This window comes from Achromobacter sp. ACM04 (genome assembly GCF_014851465.1).
In the GTDB taxonomy this organism is placed as follows: domain Bacteria; phylum Pseudomonadota; class Gammaproteobacteria; order Burkholderiales; family Burkholderiaceae_B; genus Achromobacter; species Achromobacter aegrifaciens.
Genome location: NZ_JACUZS010000002.1, coordinates 1,107,432 through 1,124,171 on the forward strand (window position 1 = coordinate 1,107,432; position 16,740 = coordinate 1,124,171).

Annotated in this window: 13 protein-coding genes; 8 read left to right on the forward strand and 5 right to left on the reverse strand. The window is 65.5% G+C overall.

The features are described from left to right. Nucleotides 1–16: 16 nt before the first annotated feature. Nucleotides 17–484, forward strand: a complete 468-nt coding sequence (locus tag IB259_RS15880) for a MarR family winged helix-turn-helix transcriptional regulator (RefSeq protein WP_054458885.1) — start codon at nt 17–19, stop codon at nt 482–484. 28 nt (nt 485–512) lie between these two features. Here the strand turns inward: IB259_RS15880 and IB259_RS15885 are convergent, their stop codons facing one another. From IB259_RS15885 to IB259_RS15900, 4 genes are all read right to left on the reverse strand, one after another. Further along, nucleotides 513–1,829, reverse strand: coding sequence for an MFS transporter (locus tag IB259_RS15885; RefSeq protein WP_119451707.1), 1,317 nt, complete (start codon nt 1,827–1,829; stop codon nt 513–515). A gap of 60 nt (nt 1,830–1,889) precedes the next feature. Further along, on the reverse strand, nt 1,890–4,847 hold the full coding sequence (locus IB259_RS15890) for a cytochrome c (protein ID WP_192329565.1): 2,958 nt from the start codon (nt 4,845–4,847) through the stop codon (nt 1,890–1,892). Continuing rightward, nucleotides 4,844–5,365 carry a (2Fe-2S)-binding protein gene (locus tag IB259_RS15895; RefSeq protein WP_192329666.1) on the reverse strand — a complete coding sequence of 174 codons (522 nt, stop codon included), beginning with the start codon at nt 5,363–5,365 and terminating at the stop codon, nt 4,844–4,846. The genes IB259_RS15890 and IB259_RS15895 overlap by 4 nt, the downstream gene beginning before the upstream one ends. 92 nt (nt 5,366–5,457) lie before the next feature. Then, on the reverse strand, nt 5,458–6,615 hold the full coding sequence (locus IB259_RS15900; protein WP_054458878.1) for an FAD-dependent monooxygenase: 1,158 nt from the start codon (nt 6,613–6,615) through the stop codon (nt 5,458–5,460). Between the two features lie 322 nt (nt 6,616–6,937). Here IB259_RS15900 and IB259_RS15905 point away from each other — a divergent pair, with 322 nt between their 5' ends. From IB259_RS15905 to IB259_RS15925, 5 genes are all read left to right on the forward strand, one after another. Then, nucleotides 6,938–7,774 carry an alpha/beta fold hydrolase gene (locus IB259_RS15905; protein ID WP_192329567.1) on the forward strand — a complete coding sequence of 279 codons (837 nt, stop codon included), beginning with the start codon at nt 6,938–6,940 and terminating at the stop codon, nt 7,772–7,774. A gap of 51 nt (nt 7,775–7,825) precedes the next feature. Further along, on the forward strand, nt 7,826–8,899 hold the full coding sequence (locus IB259_RS15910) for a 2,5-dihydroxypyridine 5,6-dioxygenase (RefSeq protein WP_119451703.1): 1,074 nt from the start codon (nt 7,826–7,828) through the stop codon (nt 8,897–8,899). Continuing rightward, nucleotides 8,896–9,552 carry an isochorismatase family protein gene (locus IB259_RS15915; protein ID WP_054458873.1) on the forward strand — a complete coding sequence of 219 codons (657 nt, stop codon included), beginning with the start codon at nt 8,896–8,898 and terminating at the stop codon, nt 9,550–9,552. Before IB259_RS15910 ends, IB259_RS15915 begins: the two co-directional genes overlap by 4 nt. Before the next feature lie 70 nt (nt 9,553–9,622). Next, a complete protein-coding gene (locus tag IB259_RS15920) occupies nt 9,623–11,932 on the forward strand; it encodes a molybdopterin cofactor-binding domain-containing protein (protein ID WP_192329569.1) in 2,310 nt (769 codons plus the stop codon). Nucleotides 11,933–12,055: 123 nt separating this feature from the next. Beyond that, nucleotides 12,056–13,072 (forward strand): amino acid ABC transporter substrate-binding protein, encoded by a 1,017-nt coding sequence (locus IB259_RS15925; protein ID WP_054458869.1) that lies wholly within the window; start codon nt 12,056–12,058, stop codon nt 13,070–13,072. 32 nt (nt 13,073–13,104) lie between these two features. Here the strand turns inward: IB259_RS15925 and IB259_RS15930 are convergent, their stop codons facing one another. Continuing rightward, on the reverse strand, nt 13,105–14,025 hold the full coding sequence (locus IB259_RS15930; RefSeq protein ID WP_119451701.1) for a LysR family transcriptional regulator: 921 nt from the start codon (nt 14,023–14,025) through the stop codon (nt 13,105–13,107). Nucleotides 14,026–14,218: 193 nt separating this feature from the next. Between IB259_RS15930 and IB259_RS15935 the strand changes: the two genes are divergently transcribed. Together IB259_RS15935 and IB259_RS15940 are read left to right on the forward strand one after the other, a co-directional pair. Continuing rightward, on the forward strand, nt 14,219–15,193 hold the full coding sequence (locus tag IB259_RS15935; RefSeq protein ID WP_054458863.1) for a tripartite tricarboxylate transporter substrate binding protein: 975 nt from the start codon (nt 14,219–14,221) through the stop codon (nt 15,191–15,193). A gap of 11 nt (nt 15,194–15,204) precedes the next feature. Beyond that, the gene (locus IB259_RS15940) at nt 15,205–16,650 is read left to right on the forward strand and encodes a M81 family metallopeptidase (RefSeq protein WP_192329571.1); all 1,446 of its coding nucleotides are present in this window, start codon (nt 15,205–15,207) and stop codon (nt 16,648–16,650) included. The last annotated feature ends 90 nt before the right edge of the window (nt 16,651–16,740 follow it).

Here is a 16,740-nt window from a genome sequence, read left to right on the forward strand (position 1 = left end):
TGCTTCGGATAGGCTTATGCGCAATATAAAAGGCAAGTCCTCGTCCAATACGGATGGCTATTTGTTTTCTGATCAAGTCGGTCACCTGCTGCGGCGCGTGTACCAGCGACATACCGCCCTATTCCAGCAGTACATTCCCGATTCCCAACTCACCGCGGCGCAGTTCGTCGTGCTGTGTTCGGTGCGGGACAAGGGCGCGAGCTCGCTGGCCGATCTGGTCAAGGCCACGGTCATCGACCAGGCCACTGTGCGCGGCGTGGTCGACAGGCTCAAGCAGCGTGAACTGGTCCAGGTGGACCATGACCCCGTCGACCGCCGCAAAGTCGTCATCAACCTGACGCCCATCGGCCAGGAACTGGTGCAGCAGATGGAGCCGTTCGCCAAGCAGATCACGGAAAGCACGTACGGCAACCTGAACCCTGCCGAACGCCTGGCGTTGAACTATCTATTGACGAAAATGCTGAACGGCGACGAACAGGGTTGACTGTTCGCCGCCGTCCGTCAGGCAAAGGTCAGTCCAGCGCGCGGTTGCGCGATTCCACGTCGACCGACCAGATCGCGATGGCGCCTGCGACCAGCATGCTGGACAGCACGGCCAAGGACAGCGTGAAGTGGCTGGCCATGATGGGCGCGATGATGGCCGGCGCGAAAAGTCCGCCGAAACGCGCCACGGCTCCCGCCATGCCCATGCCGCTGGCACGCAGGTCGGTCGGATACACCTCCGGCGTGAACGCGTACAAGGCGCCCCACGTTCCCAGCAGCGAGAAACTCATCAGCAGGGTAGATCCGATCACCACGAACGGCGACGTGCCCAGGCTGTACAGCATGCATCCCACCGCGCTCAGCAACAGGAATCCGACCAGCGTGGGCTTGCGTCCCCAGCGCTCCACGCCGTAGGCGGACAGCGCGAAGCCGGGCAGTTGCACCAGCGCCAGCACCACCAGGAACTCCTGCCCGCGCATGAATGCGAAGCCTTCAGTGCTGAGCTTCACCGGCAGATAGACGAAAACGCCGTAGTACGCGATGGAGATCAGCGCCCATGCAAGGAACAGCCCGATACTGCGGCGCCGATAGTTGCCCGAGAACAGCGCGAACATGGACTTATGCACCGGCGTTTCGGGCTGCAAGTGGGGCATGTCCACATCGCGGCGGTTGACCCGCGCCACCCTTTCCAGCACCTTGCGCGCCCGGTCCGACTTGCCGTTGCGGTTCAAGTACATGGGAGATTCGGGGATATAGAAGCGCAAGGCCACCCCGACCAGCGCCGGCAGGCCGGTCACGAAGAAGATCACGCGCCATGCATCGTCGCCCCACGACGTCGCCGCCAGCGCCAGCAGCGCGAGAAGAATGGTGCCCACGGCCCAGAACGATTCCAGCAGCACCAGCCAGCGGCCGCGGCGGTCGCTGGGCAGGAACTCGGCCATCATCGTGTAGTCCACCGGTAGCGTGCCGCCCACGCCGATGCCGGTCAGGAAGCGCAGGAACAGCAGCCAGGTGAATTCAGGCGCAAAGGCCGACGCCACGCCGGCGCAAGCGTCGATGATCACCGCAATCATCAGGACAGGGCGGCGGCCAATGCGGTCGGCCATGCGTCCGAACACGAACGCGCCAATCAGCATGCCGATGAAGAAGAACGTGCCGCTTTGCAGTGCCTGCGGCACCGTAATGCCAAAGGTCTTGGCGATCGACGGCGCGCTGAAGCCGATCGACAGCACCTGCATGGCATCGGCCATCCAGACCAGGCCAAAAATCACGAATAGCCGATACTGGAACTTGCCGACGCCGGCCACCAAAATGGCCTTGTCCACTGAAACCAATGAAGCTGACATAGATGAAACCCCTTGTTGTGATCAACACAAACTGCCGCACGCGTTGTGGCCGCGCTTCCTTTAGTTCAGCTCCGCGTGCTCGCGCAGCTTGCTAATCATGTTCGTCGTGTCTGGCCAGGCGTCTTTCCCTGGCGCGTGGCGTTCCCGCAAATAACCGACCAGGTCCGCGATCTGTCTGTCGTCAAGGCTGTCCTTGAATCCCGGCATGTAGCCCAGCTCGTCATTGGCCGGATTCTGGATGCCGTTGAGAATCACCTGGATCAGGTTGTCGGGCGTAGCGGCGTGCAGATTGGTGTTCGCGTTCAATTGGGGTTTCACGCCAAACAGCGTCGGGCCGCTGCCTGCCTCGTGGCAGACCGCGCATGCGTTCTGGTAGACGCGTTCGCCGTTTGCCCGCCGGCCCTGTAGGGATTGGATCGTGGCTGCGATCGGCGCGGGAACCGGCGAGGCCTCAGCAGCTTTGGCCCCGGCAGAGCCCGCCGCTTGCGGCAGATCCAGCAAATACGTGGTGATGGCCCTTACGTCGCTGTCCGGCAGCTCGGCCAACCCCTGGATCACCGGCGCCATCGGACCCGCCGCCACACCGTGGCGGGGCGAGTACCCCGTACGCAGATACTGGAACAGTTCCTCTCCCGTCCAGGCCCGCGAGCCCGCAGCCAATTGGTTCAGCGCGGGCGCGGTCCAGCCCTCGGCCTCGCCGCCAGCCAGGTAATGCACGCCCGTCTTTTCCGCCCCCAGGCGGTTGCGCGGCGAGTGGCATGCCGCGCAGTGTCCGGCCCCCTGCACCAGATAGGCTCCCCGCAGCCACTCCGCGCTGCGCGACGCATCGGGTGTGAACGGCGTGGCGTCGTGAAACAACGCATTCCAGCCTGCCAGCAAGGGACGGAAACTGAAGGGGAAGGCCAGCTGCGTCTTTGGCGGCTCGGCGCGCACGGCGGGCTGCGACATCAGATAGCCGTACAGCGCCTGCATGTCGGCGTCGCTCAGCTTGGCGTAGGCCGTGTACGGAAAGGCCGGGTACAGCTGGCGCCCGTCCTGATGCACGCCTTGGCGCATGGCGCGCTCGAACGCCGTGTATGACCACCGGCCGATGCCTGTCTCGTTGTCAGGCGTGATATTGGTGGTGTAGATCGTGCCGAATGGCGTGTCCAGCGCCAGGCCGCCGGCATTGGCCTTGCCGCCCGGCGCGGTGTGGCAGGCAATGCAATCGCCCGCCGCCGCCACCAGGCGACCGCGCTCGATCGCGCGTGACGAATACAGCGACACGTCGGGACCGGCCGTCAACGGCAGCGCCGGTTTGACAGGCCAGAGCGCGGCGGCCATGCCGGCGACGCCCGCCATGCCTGCCGCCAGCCAGACCCAGCCGCGCCTCAGCGGATTGCGCATGCGCTCGCGGCGACGGCTGGCGAGCGCCAGCCGCAACTGCTCGGAATCGAAAGGCGCCTGCCGCAGGCGCACGCCCGTTGCGTCCTGGATGGCGTTGGCAATGGCGGCTGCGGCGGGCAGCGTAACCACGCCATCCATGCCCAATTGTCCCTGGACCAACACGCCGTCCTCGGTTGCATCACGGCGCGACAGGCCATCGTGTCCTTCGTATAGGCTCAATGCGCCGTGCTGTTCGTCTTCGGCATCCGGCGCTGGACTGCGCCAGTCATCGAAGACTGGCGGCCCCGCCAGCAGGCGACGGGCATTGGCCAGCAGCCGGGGCGTCTGATGCTCGATCGCCGCACGTATCTGCGCGCCTTGGGCCTGCTGCAAGTGCTGGCTGTCATGCCCGGCGACCACCCGCGTCACATCGACCTGACCGGTAAGAGGCTGTACGGTGACCTCGGCCACCCAGGCGCTCCATACCGTCCGCGCGGCGCCCGTCTCGTCCTCGCACTGCACCTGCGCCGTGGCGAAGCCTGTGCCGCGCAACGCGCCGATGCGCGGCGCGTCGTTGTCGTCCCTGGACAGCTCCGCCCGCTCCACCACCTGGCGCGCGAGTTCCAGCCCCGGTCCTTCGGGCAAATGCCGCAGGCGCCACGCGAGCGGTTCCTCGCCGCGGGCCAAAGCCTGCTCATGCCACAGGCTTTCCTGGGCAAACACTTGCGCCGCATTCAACTCGTCCACGCTGGCGCGCAGGGGGAGCGCCGCCCGAGTACCGGCCTGCACGGCGAAATCGCTGCGCACCGTCGCTTGGGCGGACGCGCGCGCGTGCCCGGGCTGGCTCAACAAGCGCGCCAGGCTCGGGCGCATGGCCCAGGATGCGTCCGCCCACAGGATCGCGGGCTGATCGCGAGTGCTCTCGACGCCAGGCGTCGTTGCATGCGGGTTCGAGGCAGGTTCCGGCGCTACCGCTGGTTGAGGGGCTTGCAACACCAGTTCGTCCGCAGCCTCTGCGCGGCAGGCCACGCACACAGGCCGGCCCACGGCCTGCGACAGCAAGGCAGCGTCCGCAGCTGCATCCATCAGATCCAGCGGATGCGGCATGTTCTGGTGGACTGCGGTCGCACCGTTGGCGTCAACAATGTTCAGCCGTATCGCCGCCTCGGGCAGCTGTAGCAAGGCCGCGAGCTCACGCCGCAGAATATGCTGCACGCCAGGCGCACACGCCGGCAGCCATACGCCTGCATACCCATCGACGCTCCAAGCCGTGACGCGAACGCCGGCTTGCGGCTCGGCCGACGGCAGGCGCAAGCCGTAACGGATCTGCTCCGAGCCGGACGTGGACATGCGTGGTATCTCGCCCGCATCAGCCGATTGCCACACGGGGGCCAACTCTGCCGCGGCTTGCCGGGCATACAGCAGGGTCACCGCAACCACGCCGATGAACTGCGCACGCTGCGTCGTCGCCACCACGCCAGCCAGGGCTCCGGCCTCTGCCAGTCTCGCGCTCAGCAGCCGGCTCCCGCGGTAGCGCACGCCGTCCCACGCCAGTTCAGGCGGCCGCAGCGCAATGCCATGCAATACGTCGGCGGGCAAAACCGTCGGCAGGCCGCCATTTGCCAGCGGGGCCCCGAAAACGTGCGCGCTCATGGGGCGGGATCGTCCGCGACGCCAGCCGTGCGCAATTGCACGGCGCGCACGGCCGCCTGCATGATCTCTACATGGGTGCCGCAGCGGCACAGGTTGTGGTGCAACTCGCTGCGCAATGCTGCTTCAGTGGGGCAGGGATTGCGCCGCAGCAGCGCCTCCACCGTCATGATCATCCCGTTCAGGCAGTAACCGCATTGCGCCGCCTGACACTCGATGAAAGCTTGCTGGGTTGGCCCGGGCCGTTGCCGTGTACCCAGGCCCTCCAGCGTGGTGACCGCACGTCCAAGCGCGGCCTTGACCGGAATCACGCAGGACCGCGCCGCCACGCCATCTATCAACACCGTGCAGGCCCCGCACTCACCCAGGCCACAGCCGTACTTCGGGCCATTGAGTTCGAGATCATTGCGCAGCACGTGCAGCAGCGCCGTGCCGGGCGCAGCCGGCACATCGTGCGCGCATCCATTCACCATCAGACGGATCGGCTGCGGGGCGCTGCTTGGATAGACGGTGGATCCCATGGGCGTGGCACGTGGCTGAGTTTGAAAGGTAGGAAGGTTGCCGCTACGCAGGCCGGGGATCAAGTCCATTTTTCCCCACGCAGCGCAAACCCTTACGCCACGGCTCGCGCCTTGGGTTCGACCAACGGTTCGTTGAACACGTCATAGCCGAAGCACCACGAAGGGTCTTCATTGGTGCGCAGCCAGGTGTTGTCGTGCGAAATGCGCTGCACCTTGCTGGCGCGTTCCGCGCGGTTCGCCTCATACAGTGCAAACGCCAGTTCATGCTTATCTACGCCTACTTCCCGGAAGCAGCGCGCCAGCATTGCGCCGTCCTCGATCGCCATGGCTGCGCCCTGCGCCATGTGCGGCTTCATCGGATGGCAGGCGTCGCCCAACAGCACCATGCGCCCGCGGCTCCACAGCGGCAGCGGATCGCGTTCCAGCAACGACCATTTGGTCACTTCGACGGTGGCGTCGATCAGCGCCTGCACCGTGGGATGCCAGCCGTTGAATGCCTCGCGCATTTCATCCTTGCTGCTGGGCAGCCAGCGGTCGTTCAAGTCCCAGTGTTCTACCGGCACGCCGGTCACGTAATAGAGCTCGTCGGCCTTTCCTGTCACGAAATAGACCATCATGTGGCGGTCGTCGCTCCACCACTTGACGCAGGAATCGAAGGGCAGCATGCCGTTCTTGACCGGCGGCGTGGGGAACACCGCGCGGTGCGCCAGATAGCCCGCGTACTTAGGCAGTTCCGGCCCCAGCAACTCTTCGCGGATGCGGGAGTTCACGCCGTCGGCGCCGATCACGATATCGGCCTCTTCGGACGTACCGTCGGCAAAGTGCATCACCACCACATCGCCCCGGTCCTCGACCTTGGTCAGCGATTTGCCGTAGGCGACGGCGCTTTTCGGCAAGGCATCGATCAGCAGCGCGTGGAAGTCGCCCCGATGCACGGTGAGATAGGACGCGCCGTAGTTCTTGACGGCGTAGTCGCCCAGCGGGATCTGCGCCAGGATATCGCCCGTCTCCCAATGGCGGCTATACCAGTAGTCCGGGTGGGAGCCTTGGGCATTCAGCGCATCTTCGACGCCGATCCGCCGCAGGATCTTCATGACGTTCGGCCCCACATGGATGCCAGCCCCTAGCCGCGAAAACCCCGACGCCTGCTCGTAGACACGGACGTTCAGTCCTTCCTTGAGCAGCAGCGCAGCGGTTGCGGCGCCGCCAAGACCGGCGCCAACAATGGCGATACGAGGGGATTTGGACACGGGGGCTACTCCTTGCTGAATGATGAATGACTGGACAAGTGATTGCGCGAACGCGTTGCCGGCCGGCTTACGAAGATGCTGCCGCCAGGCGCTGGAGTTGGAAATTTATGAAGTACACGCTTTATTTTTTGATATCAAGAATCTCAACTCGCTCGCAATTCCGAAAATCAAAATCAAAAATATCGTATGTTTTTCACCTTATTAGGTGAAAACCACTACTAAAACCAGGTTGGCTACCGGCCTCACTCTTTGCAAGAATAGAGCGTATACACTTTATTTTGAATTTATCGGAAACCCTAGGTCCGATTCTCAAGGCACCCCCATGACGACGAACTCCAGCACCTATCTCTACGGCGGCCAGGTCCATGCGAATGGCATCCGCCAGCACTACCTGCGCTATGGCGGCCCTGAGGGCGAACGCGCCGAACGCCTCGCGGTCATCATCATTCCCGGCATCACCAGCCCCGCCGTCACCTGGGGCTTCGTGGCCGAACGCCTGGGCCGCCAATTCGACACCTATGTGCTGGACGTGCGCGGACGCGGGCTGTCGGCGTCCGGGCCTGACCTGGACTATGGCCTGGACGCGCAAGCGGCCGACGTGACGGGGTTCGCGCAGGCGCTGGGACTGGAGCGCTATGCGCTGGTCGGCCATTCCATGGGCGGCCGCATCGCCGTGCGCGCCGCGGGCAAGAAGCCGCAGGGGCTGGCGCGCCTGGTCATCGTCGACCCGCCCGTCTCGGGCCCGGGCCGCCGCGCCTACCCCGCCAACCTGGCGTGGTACGTGGACTCCATCCGGCAAGCGACGCGCGGCATGACCGCCGAAGACATGCGGGCGTTCTGCCCGACCTGGACCGAACCGCAACGCCAGTTGCGCGCCCAGTGGCTGCACACCTGCCATGAACCCGCCATCGTCCAGAGCTTCGAGGATTTCGGCCGCGACGACATACACGCCGACCTGCCTGGCATCGCCTTGCCCCTACTGCTGATGACCGCCGAACGGGGCGGCGTCGTGAGCGATGAGGACGTCGCCGAATGGCAAGGCCTGGCGCCGCAGACGCAGCACGTCCGGGTGTCGGGCGCCGGCCACATGATTCCGTGGGACAACGAAGCCGGCTTCTACGCCGCCTTCGGCGATTTCCTTGGCCACGCCGTGGACTGATACCGCGCACGGGACCTGCACGCCTCCATTCAGCCGCTTCAAGGAACCCTCATGTCCGTCAGCGATACCGATCTGATCCATGCCTGGAAACAGGTGCTCACCCTCTCCCGGCTGGAAGCCGGCCAGATTGTCACCGTGCTTACCGGCGCCGACACGCATCCGCAGACCCTACGCTGCGCCATCGCCGCAGCCACCGACATGGGCGCGCGCGTCACCCGGCTGGACCTGCCGCCCGTCAACGCCGACAAGTCCATCAGCCGCGACGCCCTGGCGTATCTGGGCGCTACGCCACTGACCGGCAATGCCGCGGCCATCGCGGCGCTGACCGCCAGCGACCTGGTGCTGGACCTGATGACGCTGCTGTTCTCCCCCGAACAACACGAGATCCTGCAGACCGGCACCAAGATCCTGCTGGCGATCGAGCCGCCCGAAGTGCTGTGCCGGCTGGTGCCGAGCGAGGCGGACCGCGCCCGCGTGCAGGCCGCCGCCCGCCTGATCGAAGCATCGCGCCAGATGCACATCACGTCGGCGGCCGGCACCGATCTGCGCTGCCAGTTGGGCGACTTCCCCGCCATTTCCGAATATGGTTTCGTGGACCAGCCCGGCCGTTGGGATCATTGGCCCAGCGGCTTCGTGCTGACCTGGCCCAACGAGGGCCATAGCCAAGGCCGCGTAGTACTGGACCGCGGAGACATCCTGCTGCCTATGAAGGATTACGTGACCGATCCGATCGAGCTCGTGGTCGAAAATGGCTACGTCACCCGCATCAATGGCGGGCTGCAGGCCGACATTCTCAAGGAATACATGGCCGCGTATGAAGATCCCGAGGCCTATGCCGTATCCCACATAGGCTGGGGCCTGCAGCCGCGCGCCCAGTGGTCCATGCTGGCCCACTACAACAAGGAAGCCCATATCGGCATGGACGCCCGCGCCTTCGAAGGCAATTTCCTGTGGTCCATGGGCCCCAACAACGAAGCTGGCGGCAGCCGCACTACCGCCTGCCACATCGACATCCCGATGCGCCGCTGCAGCGTCGCCCTGGACGGCCAGCCAGTCGTAATTAACGGAGTCGTGCAGGATGCCCCGGGACTGGCCCGCGCTGCGCGCCGAGGAGAGCTCAAATGAACGCGCCCCAGCAACCCGCCCGCATCGATGACACAGCCGGCGACATCTCCGCTTATGCGCGGCAGGGTTTCGGCACTCCGCTGCCGCTCAAAGCCCCCTATGGGCTGCTGATCATCGACTTCGTCAACGGCTTCGCCGACCCGGCCGTTCTGGGCGGCGGCAACATCCCCGAAGCCATCTCGCAGACGCGCCATCTGTTGGCCCACGCCCGCGCGCAAGGCTGGCCGGTAGCGCACAGCCGCATCGTGTTCTCGGACGACGATGCCGACAGCAATATCTTCTGCCTGAAGGTACCGGCCATGCTGGCGCTGAAAGAACACAGCCACAACAGCGCCATCGTGCCGGAACTGGCCCCTGCCGCCGGCGAGTATGTGGTGCGCAAGAGCACCCCGTCCGCCTTCTTCGGCACCATGCTGGCGCCATGGCTGGCGCAGCGCGGCGTTCAGACCCTGCTGGTTGCGGGCTGCGTCACCAGCGGCTGCGTGCGGGCCAGCGTGGTGGACGCCATGCAGGCGGGGTTCCGGCCGCTGGTCGTGTCCGATTGCTGCGGCGACCGCGCGCTGGGGCCGCACGAGGCCAACCTGTTCGACATGGCGCAGAAGTACGCCGCCGTCATGCCCATGGACCAGGCGATAACCGACACGCGGCCATGAACGGCGGCCCAGCCCTTGGCGTCCGGTAATGCCGGCATAATCATCCACCGGCCCGGACTCTGTCAGCCCCATGAACCTGCCTCAACCTGAAGAAATGCCTGGCGCGCTGCTCGCCCATACCGACGCCTTGCTGGTCGTGCGCGAACCCACGGCCCCGCCGCGCCCCGCGCCCGGCCAGCCCGGTGTCGCGTCGGACTATGTCCAGGCTACGCCGGAGATCTTCATTGCGTTGCTGGGCGACAGCGGCCAGCCATTCCAGGACACCGCGTCCGCCGACTGGCGCGTGCTCGCCTTCAACGGCCACGTGGACCTGGGCACCGGCATCCGCACTTCGCTGGCCCAGATCGTCGCGGAAGAACTCGAGGTTCCCTTGTCGCGCCTGGAGATGGTGCTGGGGCACACCAATGCCGCTCCGAACCAGGGGCCCACCATCGCCAGCGCCAGCATCCAGATATCGGCGGTACCGCTGCGACGCGCCGCGGCCCAGGCCCGCGAACATCTGCTGATGCTCGCGGCTCGGCAATGGGACATCCCGCGCGATGCCTTGCGGGTGCGCGAGGGCGTCATCCGGCCCGCCGACGCCAACGACCCGCGGCAGCTGCACTATGGACAGCTGCTGCGCGGCCAGCACATACGGCTGCTCCTGGCGCCCCCTGACCAGGAGGTCCGCCTCAAGCCCGCCCACGAATACAAGATCGTGGGACAGGGCGTCGCCCGCGTCGACATTCCCGCCAAGGCCACCGGCGAACTCAGCTTCGTGCACGACGTGCGCGTGCCCGGCATGCGCCATGGCCGCGTGATCCGCCCTCCCCATCCGGGGCGCGACGCCGGCAGCTTCATCGGCCGTTGCCTGGCCGATCTGGACCGCGACTCCGTCGCCCACCTGCCGGGCAACGTGCAGGTGGTGGCGCAGGGCGATTTCATCGGCGTGGTCGCGGATCGCGAGGAACAGGCGATCGCCGCCATGCGTGCGCTGAAAGTACGCTGGAAGCCTGTTCCGCCCGCGCCGCGCCTGGATGATCTCGAGCAAGCCATCCGCGCCAATCCATCGACCGCCCGGCCGCTGATCGAGGAAGGCAACATCGATACGGCCTGCGCCCGCGCCGCCACGCATCTGCGCCGCAGCTATGTCTGGCCCTATCAAATGCATGCCTCCATCGGCCCGTCTTGCGCTGTCGCCGACTTCAGCGGCGGCCGCCTGACGGTCTGGACCGGCACGCAGAATCCCCACATGCTGCGCGCCGACTTGAACCGCTTGCTCAAGCTGGGCGAGGATCGGATAGACCTGATCCGCCTGGAGGCCGCGGGCTGCTATGGCCGCAACTGCGCGGACGACGTCTGCGCCGACGCAGCGCTGCTGTCGATCGCCGTCGGCGCCCCGGTCCGCGTACAGCTCACGCGCGAACAGGAGCATCAGTGGGAACCCAAGGGCACAGGCCAATTGATGGACGTGAGCGCCGCGATCGATGCCGACGGCGAACTGCTGGCCTATGACTTCGGCGTCCGCTACCCCTCCAACGACGCGCCATTGCTGGCGCTGCTGCTGACTGGCGCCATTCCCGCCGAACCTCGCACGCTCGAAATGGGCGACCGCACGGCCGCGCCGCCCTATCGTTATCCCAACCGGCGCATCGTCTGCCACGACATGGCGCCGCTGGTACGCGCATCGTGGTTGCGCGGGGTGTCGGCCCTGCCCAACTCCTTTGCCCATGAGTGCATGATCGACGAACTGGCGCACGCGGCCGGCGCTGATCCTGTCGAGTACCGACTGCGCCATCTGGAGGATCAGCGCGCCATCGCGTTGCTGCAAGCCACGGCCGCCCGCGCGCAGTGGCGCCCGATGACGCCAGGCAGCCGGGGCCGCCCCGGCGCCGATGGCCGCTTGCATGGCCGGGGCGTCGCCTATGCGCGCTACGTGCATAGCAAGTTCCCCGGTTTCGGCGCCGCCTGGGCCGCATGGGTCATCGACCTGAGCGTGGATCCGGCAAGCGGGCGCATTGAGGTCGAGCGCATCGTCGTCGGCCAGGATACCGGCATGGTCGTCAATCCCGACGGCGTCCGCCACCAGATCCATGGCAACGTCAATCAGACGCTAAGCCGCAGCCTGTTGGAGAAGGTCGTTTTCGACGACGCCGGCGTGGCCTGCCGGGAATGGGGCGGATACCCCATCATCGGCTTCAAGAACCTGCCTGCCATCGACGTGCTGCTGATGCCGCGCCAGGACGAGCCGCCCATGGGCGCCGGCGAATCCGCGTCGGTTCCCGGCCCCGCGGCGATTGCCAATGCGCTATTCGACGCGACGGGGCTGCGCTTCTACGAAGCGCCTTTCACTCCTGAAGCCGTGCATGCCGCGCTATTCCCGGCGGCTCGCGACGCGTAAATTCCGCCTCATGGATTTAACGGGAATTCCCTGATACTCCCGCTCCGGCCCGCTGGCTACCATTCGCCGCACCTCAGCCTTCGGCTGATCGCTACAAATGCGCCGGATGGCGCGGAGACACCCATGAAAGCACTCAAACTGGCCGCGGCAGGCACCGCCTTACTCATTTCGTCCTTGACCGCCCACGCTGGCGCGACTTTCGAGGCGGTCAAGAACAAGGGCTTCGTCCAATGCGGCGTGTCCACCGGCGTCGCCGGCTTCTCGGTGAACGACAGCAAGGGCGGCTGGATCGGCCTGGACGTGGACCTGTGCCGCGCACTGGCCATCACCATGTTCGGCGACGCCTCCAAGGCCAAAATCATGGCGGTCAGCGCGCTGCAACGCTTCACCGCCCTGCAGTCCGGCGAAGTCGACGTGCTGCCCCGCAACACCACGCTCTCGCTGACCCGCGACACCACGCTGGGCCTGATCGGCGTGGGCGTGAACTACTACGACAGCCAGGGCATCATGGTGAACAAGTCCCTGAACGTGAAAAGCGCCAAGGAGCTGGACGGCGCCACGGTCTGCGTGCAGCCCGGCACCACCACCGAACTGAACCTGGCCGACTGGTTCCGCTCGCAGAACATCGTCTTCAAGCCCGTGGTCGTCGAGCGCCTGGACGAGATCATCCGCGCTTTCGCAGTGGGCCGTTGCGACGCCTTCACCGGCGACAAGTCGCAGCTAGCCGCGGCGCGCAGCAACCTGGAGAACCCGGAAAAGTACGACATCCTGCCGGAGAACTTCTCCAAGGAGCCGCTGGGCCCCATGGTCCGCCAAGGCGACGAACAATGGTTCAACGTCGTGCGCTGGACCATGTTCGCCATGCTGGAAGCCGAGGAATACGGCATCACGTCCAAGAACGTCGACGAAATGCTCAAGAGCACCAACCCCAACGTGCAGCGCCTCCTGGGCGTGACGCCGGGCATGGGCAAGAACCTGGGCGTGGACGACAAGTGGGCCTACAACATCATCAAGAACATCGGCAACTACGGCGAGAGCTTTGAGAAGAACCTCGGCCCCAGCAGCCCGCTGAAGCTGCCGCGCGGCCTGAACGCTTCGTACCGCGATGGCGGGCTGATGTACGGCTGGCCGGTGCGTTAAAGTCACAGCAGGACCACGCCAGGCATCGCCCGCTACGGCTTCGCGCCGTGGAACAGCGGCGATGCCTGGATTCTTTCCAGCATGCCTCTAGCCGCGCTGGTCAACGGTCGATTCGCCCGCACGATCAAGCGCGTCTGCGCCGCCTCGAAGATGGGATTAGTGGTGCGCAGCGCCACCAACTCACCCCGAGCCACCTCCTTCACCACCGAGTTCGCCGACGTGAAGGTCAGCCCCAGGCGGCTTTCCACATAGCGCTTGAGCGTCACCACCGAGTTGGCGATGAAGCTGGGCGACAGCACGATGTTCTCCGATAGTTCCGCCATCTCGATCAGCTGGCGCAAGCCGAAGCCCGGCCCCATCAGCGCAATCGGATAGCGCGCCACGTCCTTCAGCGTCGGCCGCTTGCGCTGCCGCGCCAGCGGATGATCCGGCCACGCGATCACGCACAGAGGATGGTTGCGCGTGTGAACCACGCGTATGCCGGGGTCCGCCGGCGCGCCGAACACCACGCCAATATGGGCGTCGTCGTGCACCACGGCGCGCACCGCGTCGGAAGCGCCGGCCACTTTCAGCGAAACCCGCACGCCAGGATGCTGCCGGCAGAATTCATCCACCACGCCGCTCATCAGGATATCGACGAAGCCCTCGCTGGTGACGATCTGGATATCGCCGCGTTGCAAACCATTGACCTCGTCCAGCCGGGCCCGCAAGGCCTGCTCGCTGGCCTGCCGGTCGCGGCAGTGGTCCATCACAATCGAGGCCATGTCGGTGGGCACGATGCCCCGGCCCTTGCGCTCCAGCAGCGCCACGCCCAGCTCCGTCTCCAGCAACTGGATCTGACGGCTGACGATGGAAGGCTCCACCCCCAGGCGCTCGGCGGCGCCGCGCACCGATCCGGTCGTCACCGCCTCGAAGAAGTATTGCAGGCGCCGCGCGCTCAGTCCTCCGTCCATGCTTGTCCCCTTTTTCTACGATTTCTCTAAATCGTTGCCTTTTTGGCAACAAAATCCCTCGCAGCTTACATTGATTTACAGGGCTGCGATTGCGAATAATGCGCGTACTTTCAAATCCGCTCGGTTGCGAGCCGCAAGCTGGAAGCCAGCGGCGGCGGCAATGCGAGGTAACGCCCATTTCGAGCCTTTAAGCATGAAACTCTTCGCTTCGATCCTCGCTGCCGCAACCCTGAGCGTATTCAGTCAACAGGCCGCTTTCGCCTCGCCGGAAGCTGCCTACCCGAGCAAGCCCGTCAAGGTCGTGGTCGGCTACGCGCCGGGCGGCTCGTCCGACGCCGTGGCGCGGCTGATCGCCGGCCGCCTGTCGGACAAGCTGGGCCAGACCTTCGTGGTCGAGAACCGTCCCGGCGCCGCCAGCAACATCGCCGCCGCGACCGTGGCGCGCTCGCCCAACGACGGCTACACCATCCTGCTGGGCTCGAACGCCAGCACCATCAACGTGTCGCTGTACAAGGAACTGTCCTTCGACTTCCAGAAGGACTTCGCGCCGGTGGCGCTGCTGACGCGCTTTCCCAACATCATGGTGGTGAACAACACCGTGCCGGCCAAGACGGTGCAGGAGTTCATCACCTACGCCAAAGCCAACCCCAAGAACATTTTCTTCGCCTCGTCCGGCGCAGGCTCGTCGACCCGCCTGTCGGCTGAACTGTTCAAGATGATGACGGGCGTGGAAATGGAACACGTGCAGTACAAGGGCAGCGCACCCGCCCTCACCGACCTGATGGCCGGCCGCATCCAGGTGATGTTCGACACCGCGCCTTCGGTCATGCAGCTCATCCAGGGCGGCAAGCTGCGCGCACTGGGCGTCACCAGCGCTACCGTCCAGCCCTTTGCGCCCGAGATCCCCACCATCGACGCCACCGTCAAGGGTTACGAGATGACGTCCTGGTACGCGCTGTTCACGCCTGCCGGCACGCCCGCCGGCATCGTGGAAAAGCTGAACAAGGAAGTCAACGCGATCCTGGCAGAGAAGGAAATCCAGGAGAAGCTCGCCGGCATGGTCGCCACGCCCGGCGGCGGCACGACGGAAGAACTGCGCCAGCACGTCGCCTCCGAAATCGCCAAGTACGCCGACGTCGTCAAGGCCTCTGGCGCCACCGCAGACTAAGCACTCGTACCATGCGCGTTTTCACCGGTTCGCTGTCCACGGAAACCAATACGTTCGCTCCGCTGCCCACCTCGCTGGATGATTTTGCCGACCGGGGCTACTACCCCGCAGGCACCCATCCTCCCGAGATGACCATCTTCAGCGGACCTCTGTGGGCAGCGCGCCAGCGCGGCGCGCAACACGGCTGGACCGTGATCGAAGGCATGGCCGCCGGCGCCCAACCCGGCGGCATTACCACGCGCCATGCCTACGAGACTTTGCGCGATGAACTGCTGCGCGACCTGCGACAGGCCTTGCCCGTCGACATGGTGGTGCTGGGCCTGCATGGAGCCATGGTGGCCGACGGCTACGAAGACTGCGAAGGCGATCTGCTGGCGCGCGTCCGCGGCATCGTCGGCCCCGAGGTTGTCGTGGGCGCGGAGCTGGATCCGCATTGCCATCTGTCGGACGCCATGGTGGCGAACGCCGACATGCTGGTCGCCTACAAGGAATATCCCCACACCGACATCCGCGAACGCGCGCTGGAACTGGTGGACTTCTGCGCGGCAATCGTCGATCGGCGCATCGCCCCGGTTGCCGCCGTGGCCGACTGCGAGATGGTCGTCACCATCCGCACGCCACAGGAACCGGCGCGCAGCTATATCGACCGCATCAGCGCGCTGGAAGGCAGCGACGGCATACTCTCCATTTCCGTGGTGCACAGCTTCGCCTGGGGCGACGTGCCCGACATGGGGACCAAGCTGCTGGTCTATGCCGACGGCAACGCCCAGGCCGCCCAGCAGCTTGCGCGGCGCCTGGCCGACGAGCTCATAGGCATGCGCGAAGTGTTGACGCCCATCTACCCCAAACCGGACGAAGCTATCGACCAGGCTCTGGCATATGGCGCAACGCCTATCGTCATTGCCGATGCCGCTGACAATCCCGGCGGTGGGGGGGCGGGCGACTCCACCTTCCTGCTGCGCCGCCTGCTGGAACGGGGCGTGCGCAATGCGGCGATAGGCCCCATGTGGGATCCCATCGCCGTCCGCATCGCTTTCAGCGCTGGCGTCGGCGCGCGCTTGCCCTTGCGCATCGGGGGCAAGATCAGCCCCCTGTCAGGGGAACCGCTGGACTTGATGTGTACGGTCAAGGCGCTGACGCCGGACATGGTCATGACGGGGTTGTCCGGATCGCCGGCTGTCGTGGGGAATTCCGCCCTGGTCGAAGCAGATGGTATCGAGATCGTGCTGATCACGGTGCGGGCCCAGGCCATGGATATCGATGTGTTCACGCAGTTGGGGTGCCGGCTGGAGGAGAAGGCGCTGATCGTGGTGAAGTCGGCGCAGCATTTCCAGGCGTCGTTCTCGAAAGTAGCGCGGCATGTGATCTTTGCGGATGCGCCGGGGTCGGCGACGCTGGACCAGAGGAACCTGCCGTATAAACATATTCCTAGGCCAAAGTGGCCGATCGATATGTGACAAAATTTCCGGAACGCTGGCCCCCGGACGTCTTGTATTGAAGGGATACACAACAGTCGTCAGTGGTTCATCATCCGCGAGTTACCCTAG

Excerpts from the sequence above, each read along its gene's own strand:
- IB259_RS15895 (WP_192329666.1), bottom strand. The coding sequence starts at position 5,365 with ATGGGATCCACCGTCTATCCAAGCAGCGCCCCGCAGCCGATCCGTCTG.
- IB259_RS15915 (WP_054458873.1), top strand. The coding sequence starts at position 8,896 with ATGAACGCGCCCCAGCAACCCGCCCGCATCGATGACACAGCCGGCGAC.
- IB259_RS15885 (WP_119451707.1), bottom strand. The coding sequence starts at position 1,829 with ATGTCAGCTTCATTGGTTTCAGTGGACAAGGCCATTTTGGTGGCCGGC.
- IB259_RS15890 (WP_192329565.1), bottom strand. The coding sequence starts at position 4,847 with ATGAGCGCGCACGTTTTCGGGGCCCCGCTGGCAAATGGCGGCCTGCCG.
- IB259_RS15920 (WP_192329569.1), top strand. The coding sequence starts at position 9,623 with ATGAACCTGCCTCAACCTGAAGAAATGCCTGGCGCGCTGCTCGCCCAT.
- IB259_RS15925 (WP_054458869.1), top strand. The coding sequence starts at position 12,056 with ATGAAAGCACTCAAACTGGCCGCGGCAGGCACCGCCTTACTCATTTCG.
- IB259_RS15880 (WP_054458885.1), top strand. The coding sequence starts at position 17 with ATGCGCAATATAAAAGGCAAGTCCTCGTCCAATACGGATGGCTATTTG.
- IB259_RS15905 (WP_192329567.1), top strand. The coding sequence starts at position 6,938 with ATGACGACGAACTCCAGCACCTATCTCTACGGCGGCCAGGTCCATGCG.
- IB259_RS15930 (WP_119451701.1), bottom strand. The coding sequence starts at position 14,025 with ATGGACGGAGGACTGAGCGCGCGGCGCCTGCAATACTTCTTCGAGGCG.
- IB259_RS15935 (WP_054458863.1), top strand. The coding sequence starts at position 14,219 with ATGAAACTCTTCGCTTCGATCCTCGCTGCCGCAACCCTGAGCGTATTC.
- IB259_RS15940 (WP_192329571.1), top strand. The coding sequence starts at position 15,205 with ATGCGCGTTTTCACCGGTTCGCTGTCCACGGAAACCAATACGTTCGCT.
- IB259_RS15910 (WP_119451703.1), top strand. The coding sequence starts at position 7,826 with ATGTCCGTCAGCGATACCGATCTGATCCATGCCTGGAAACAGGTGCTC.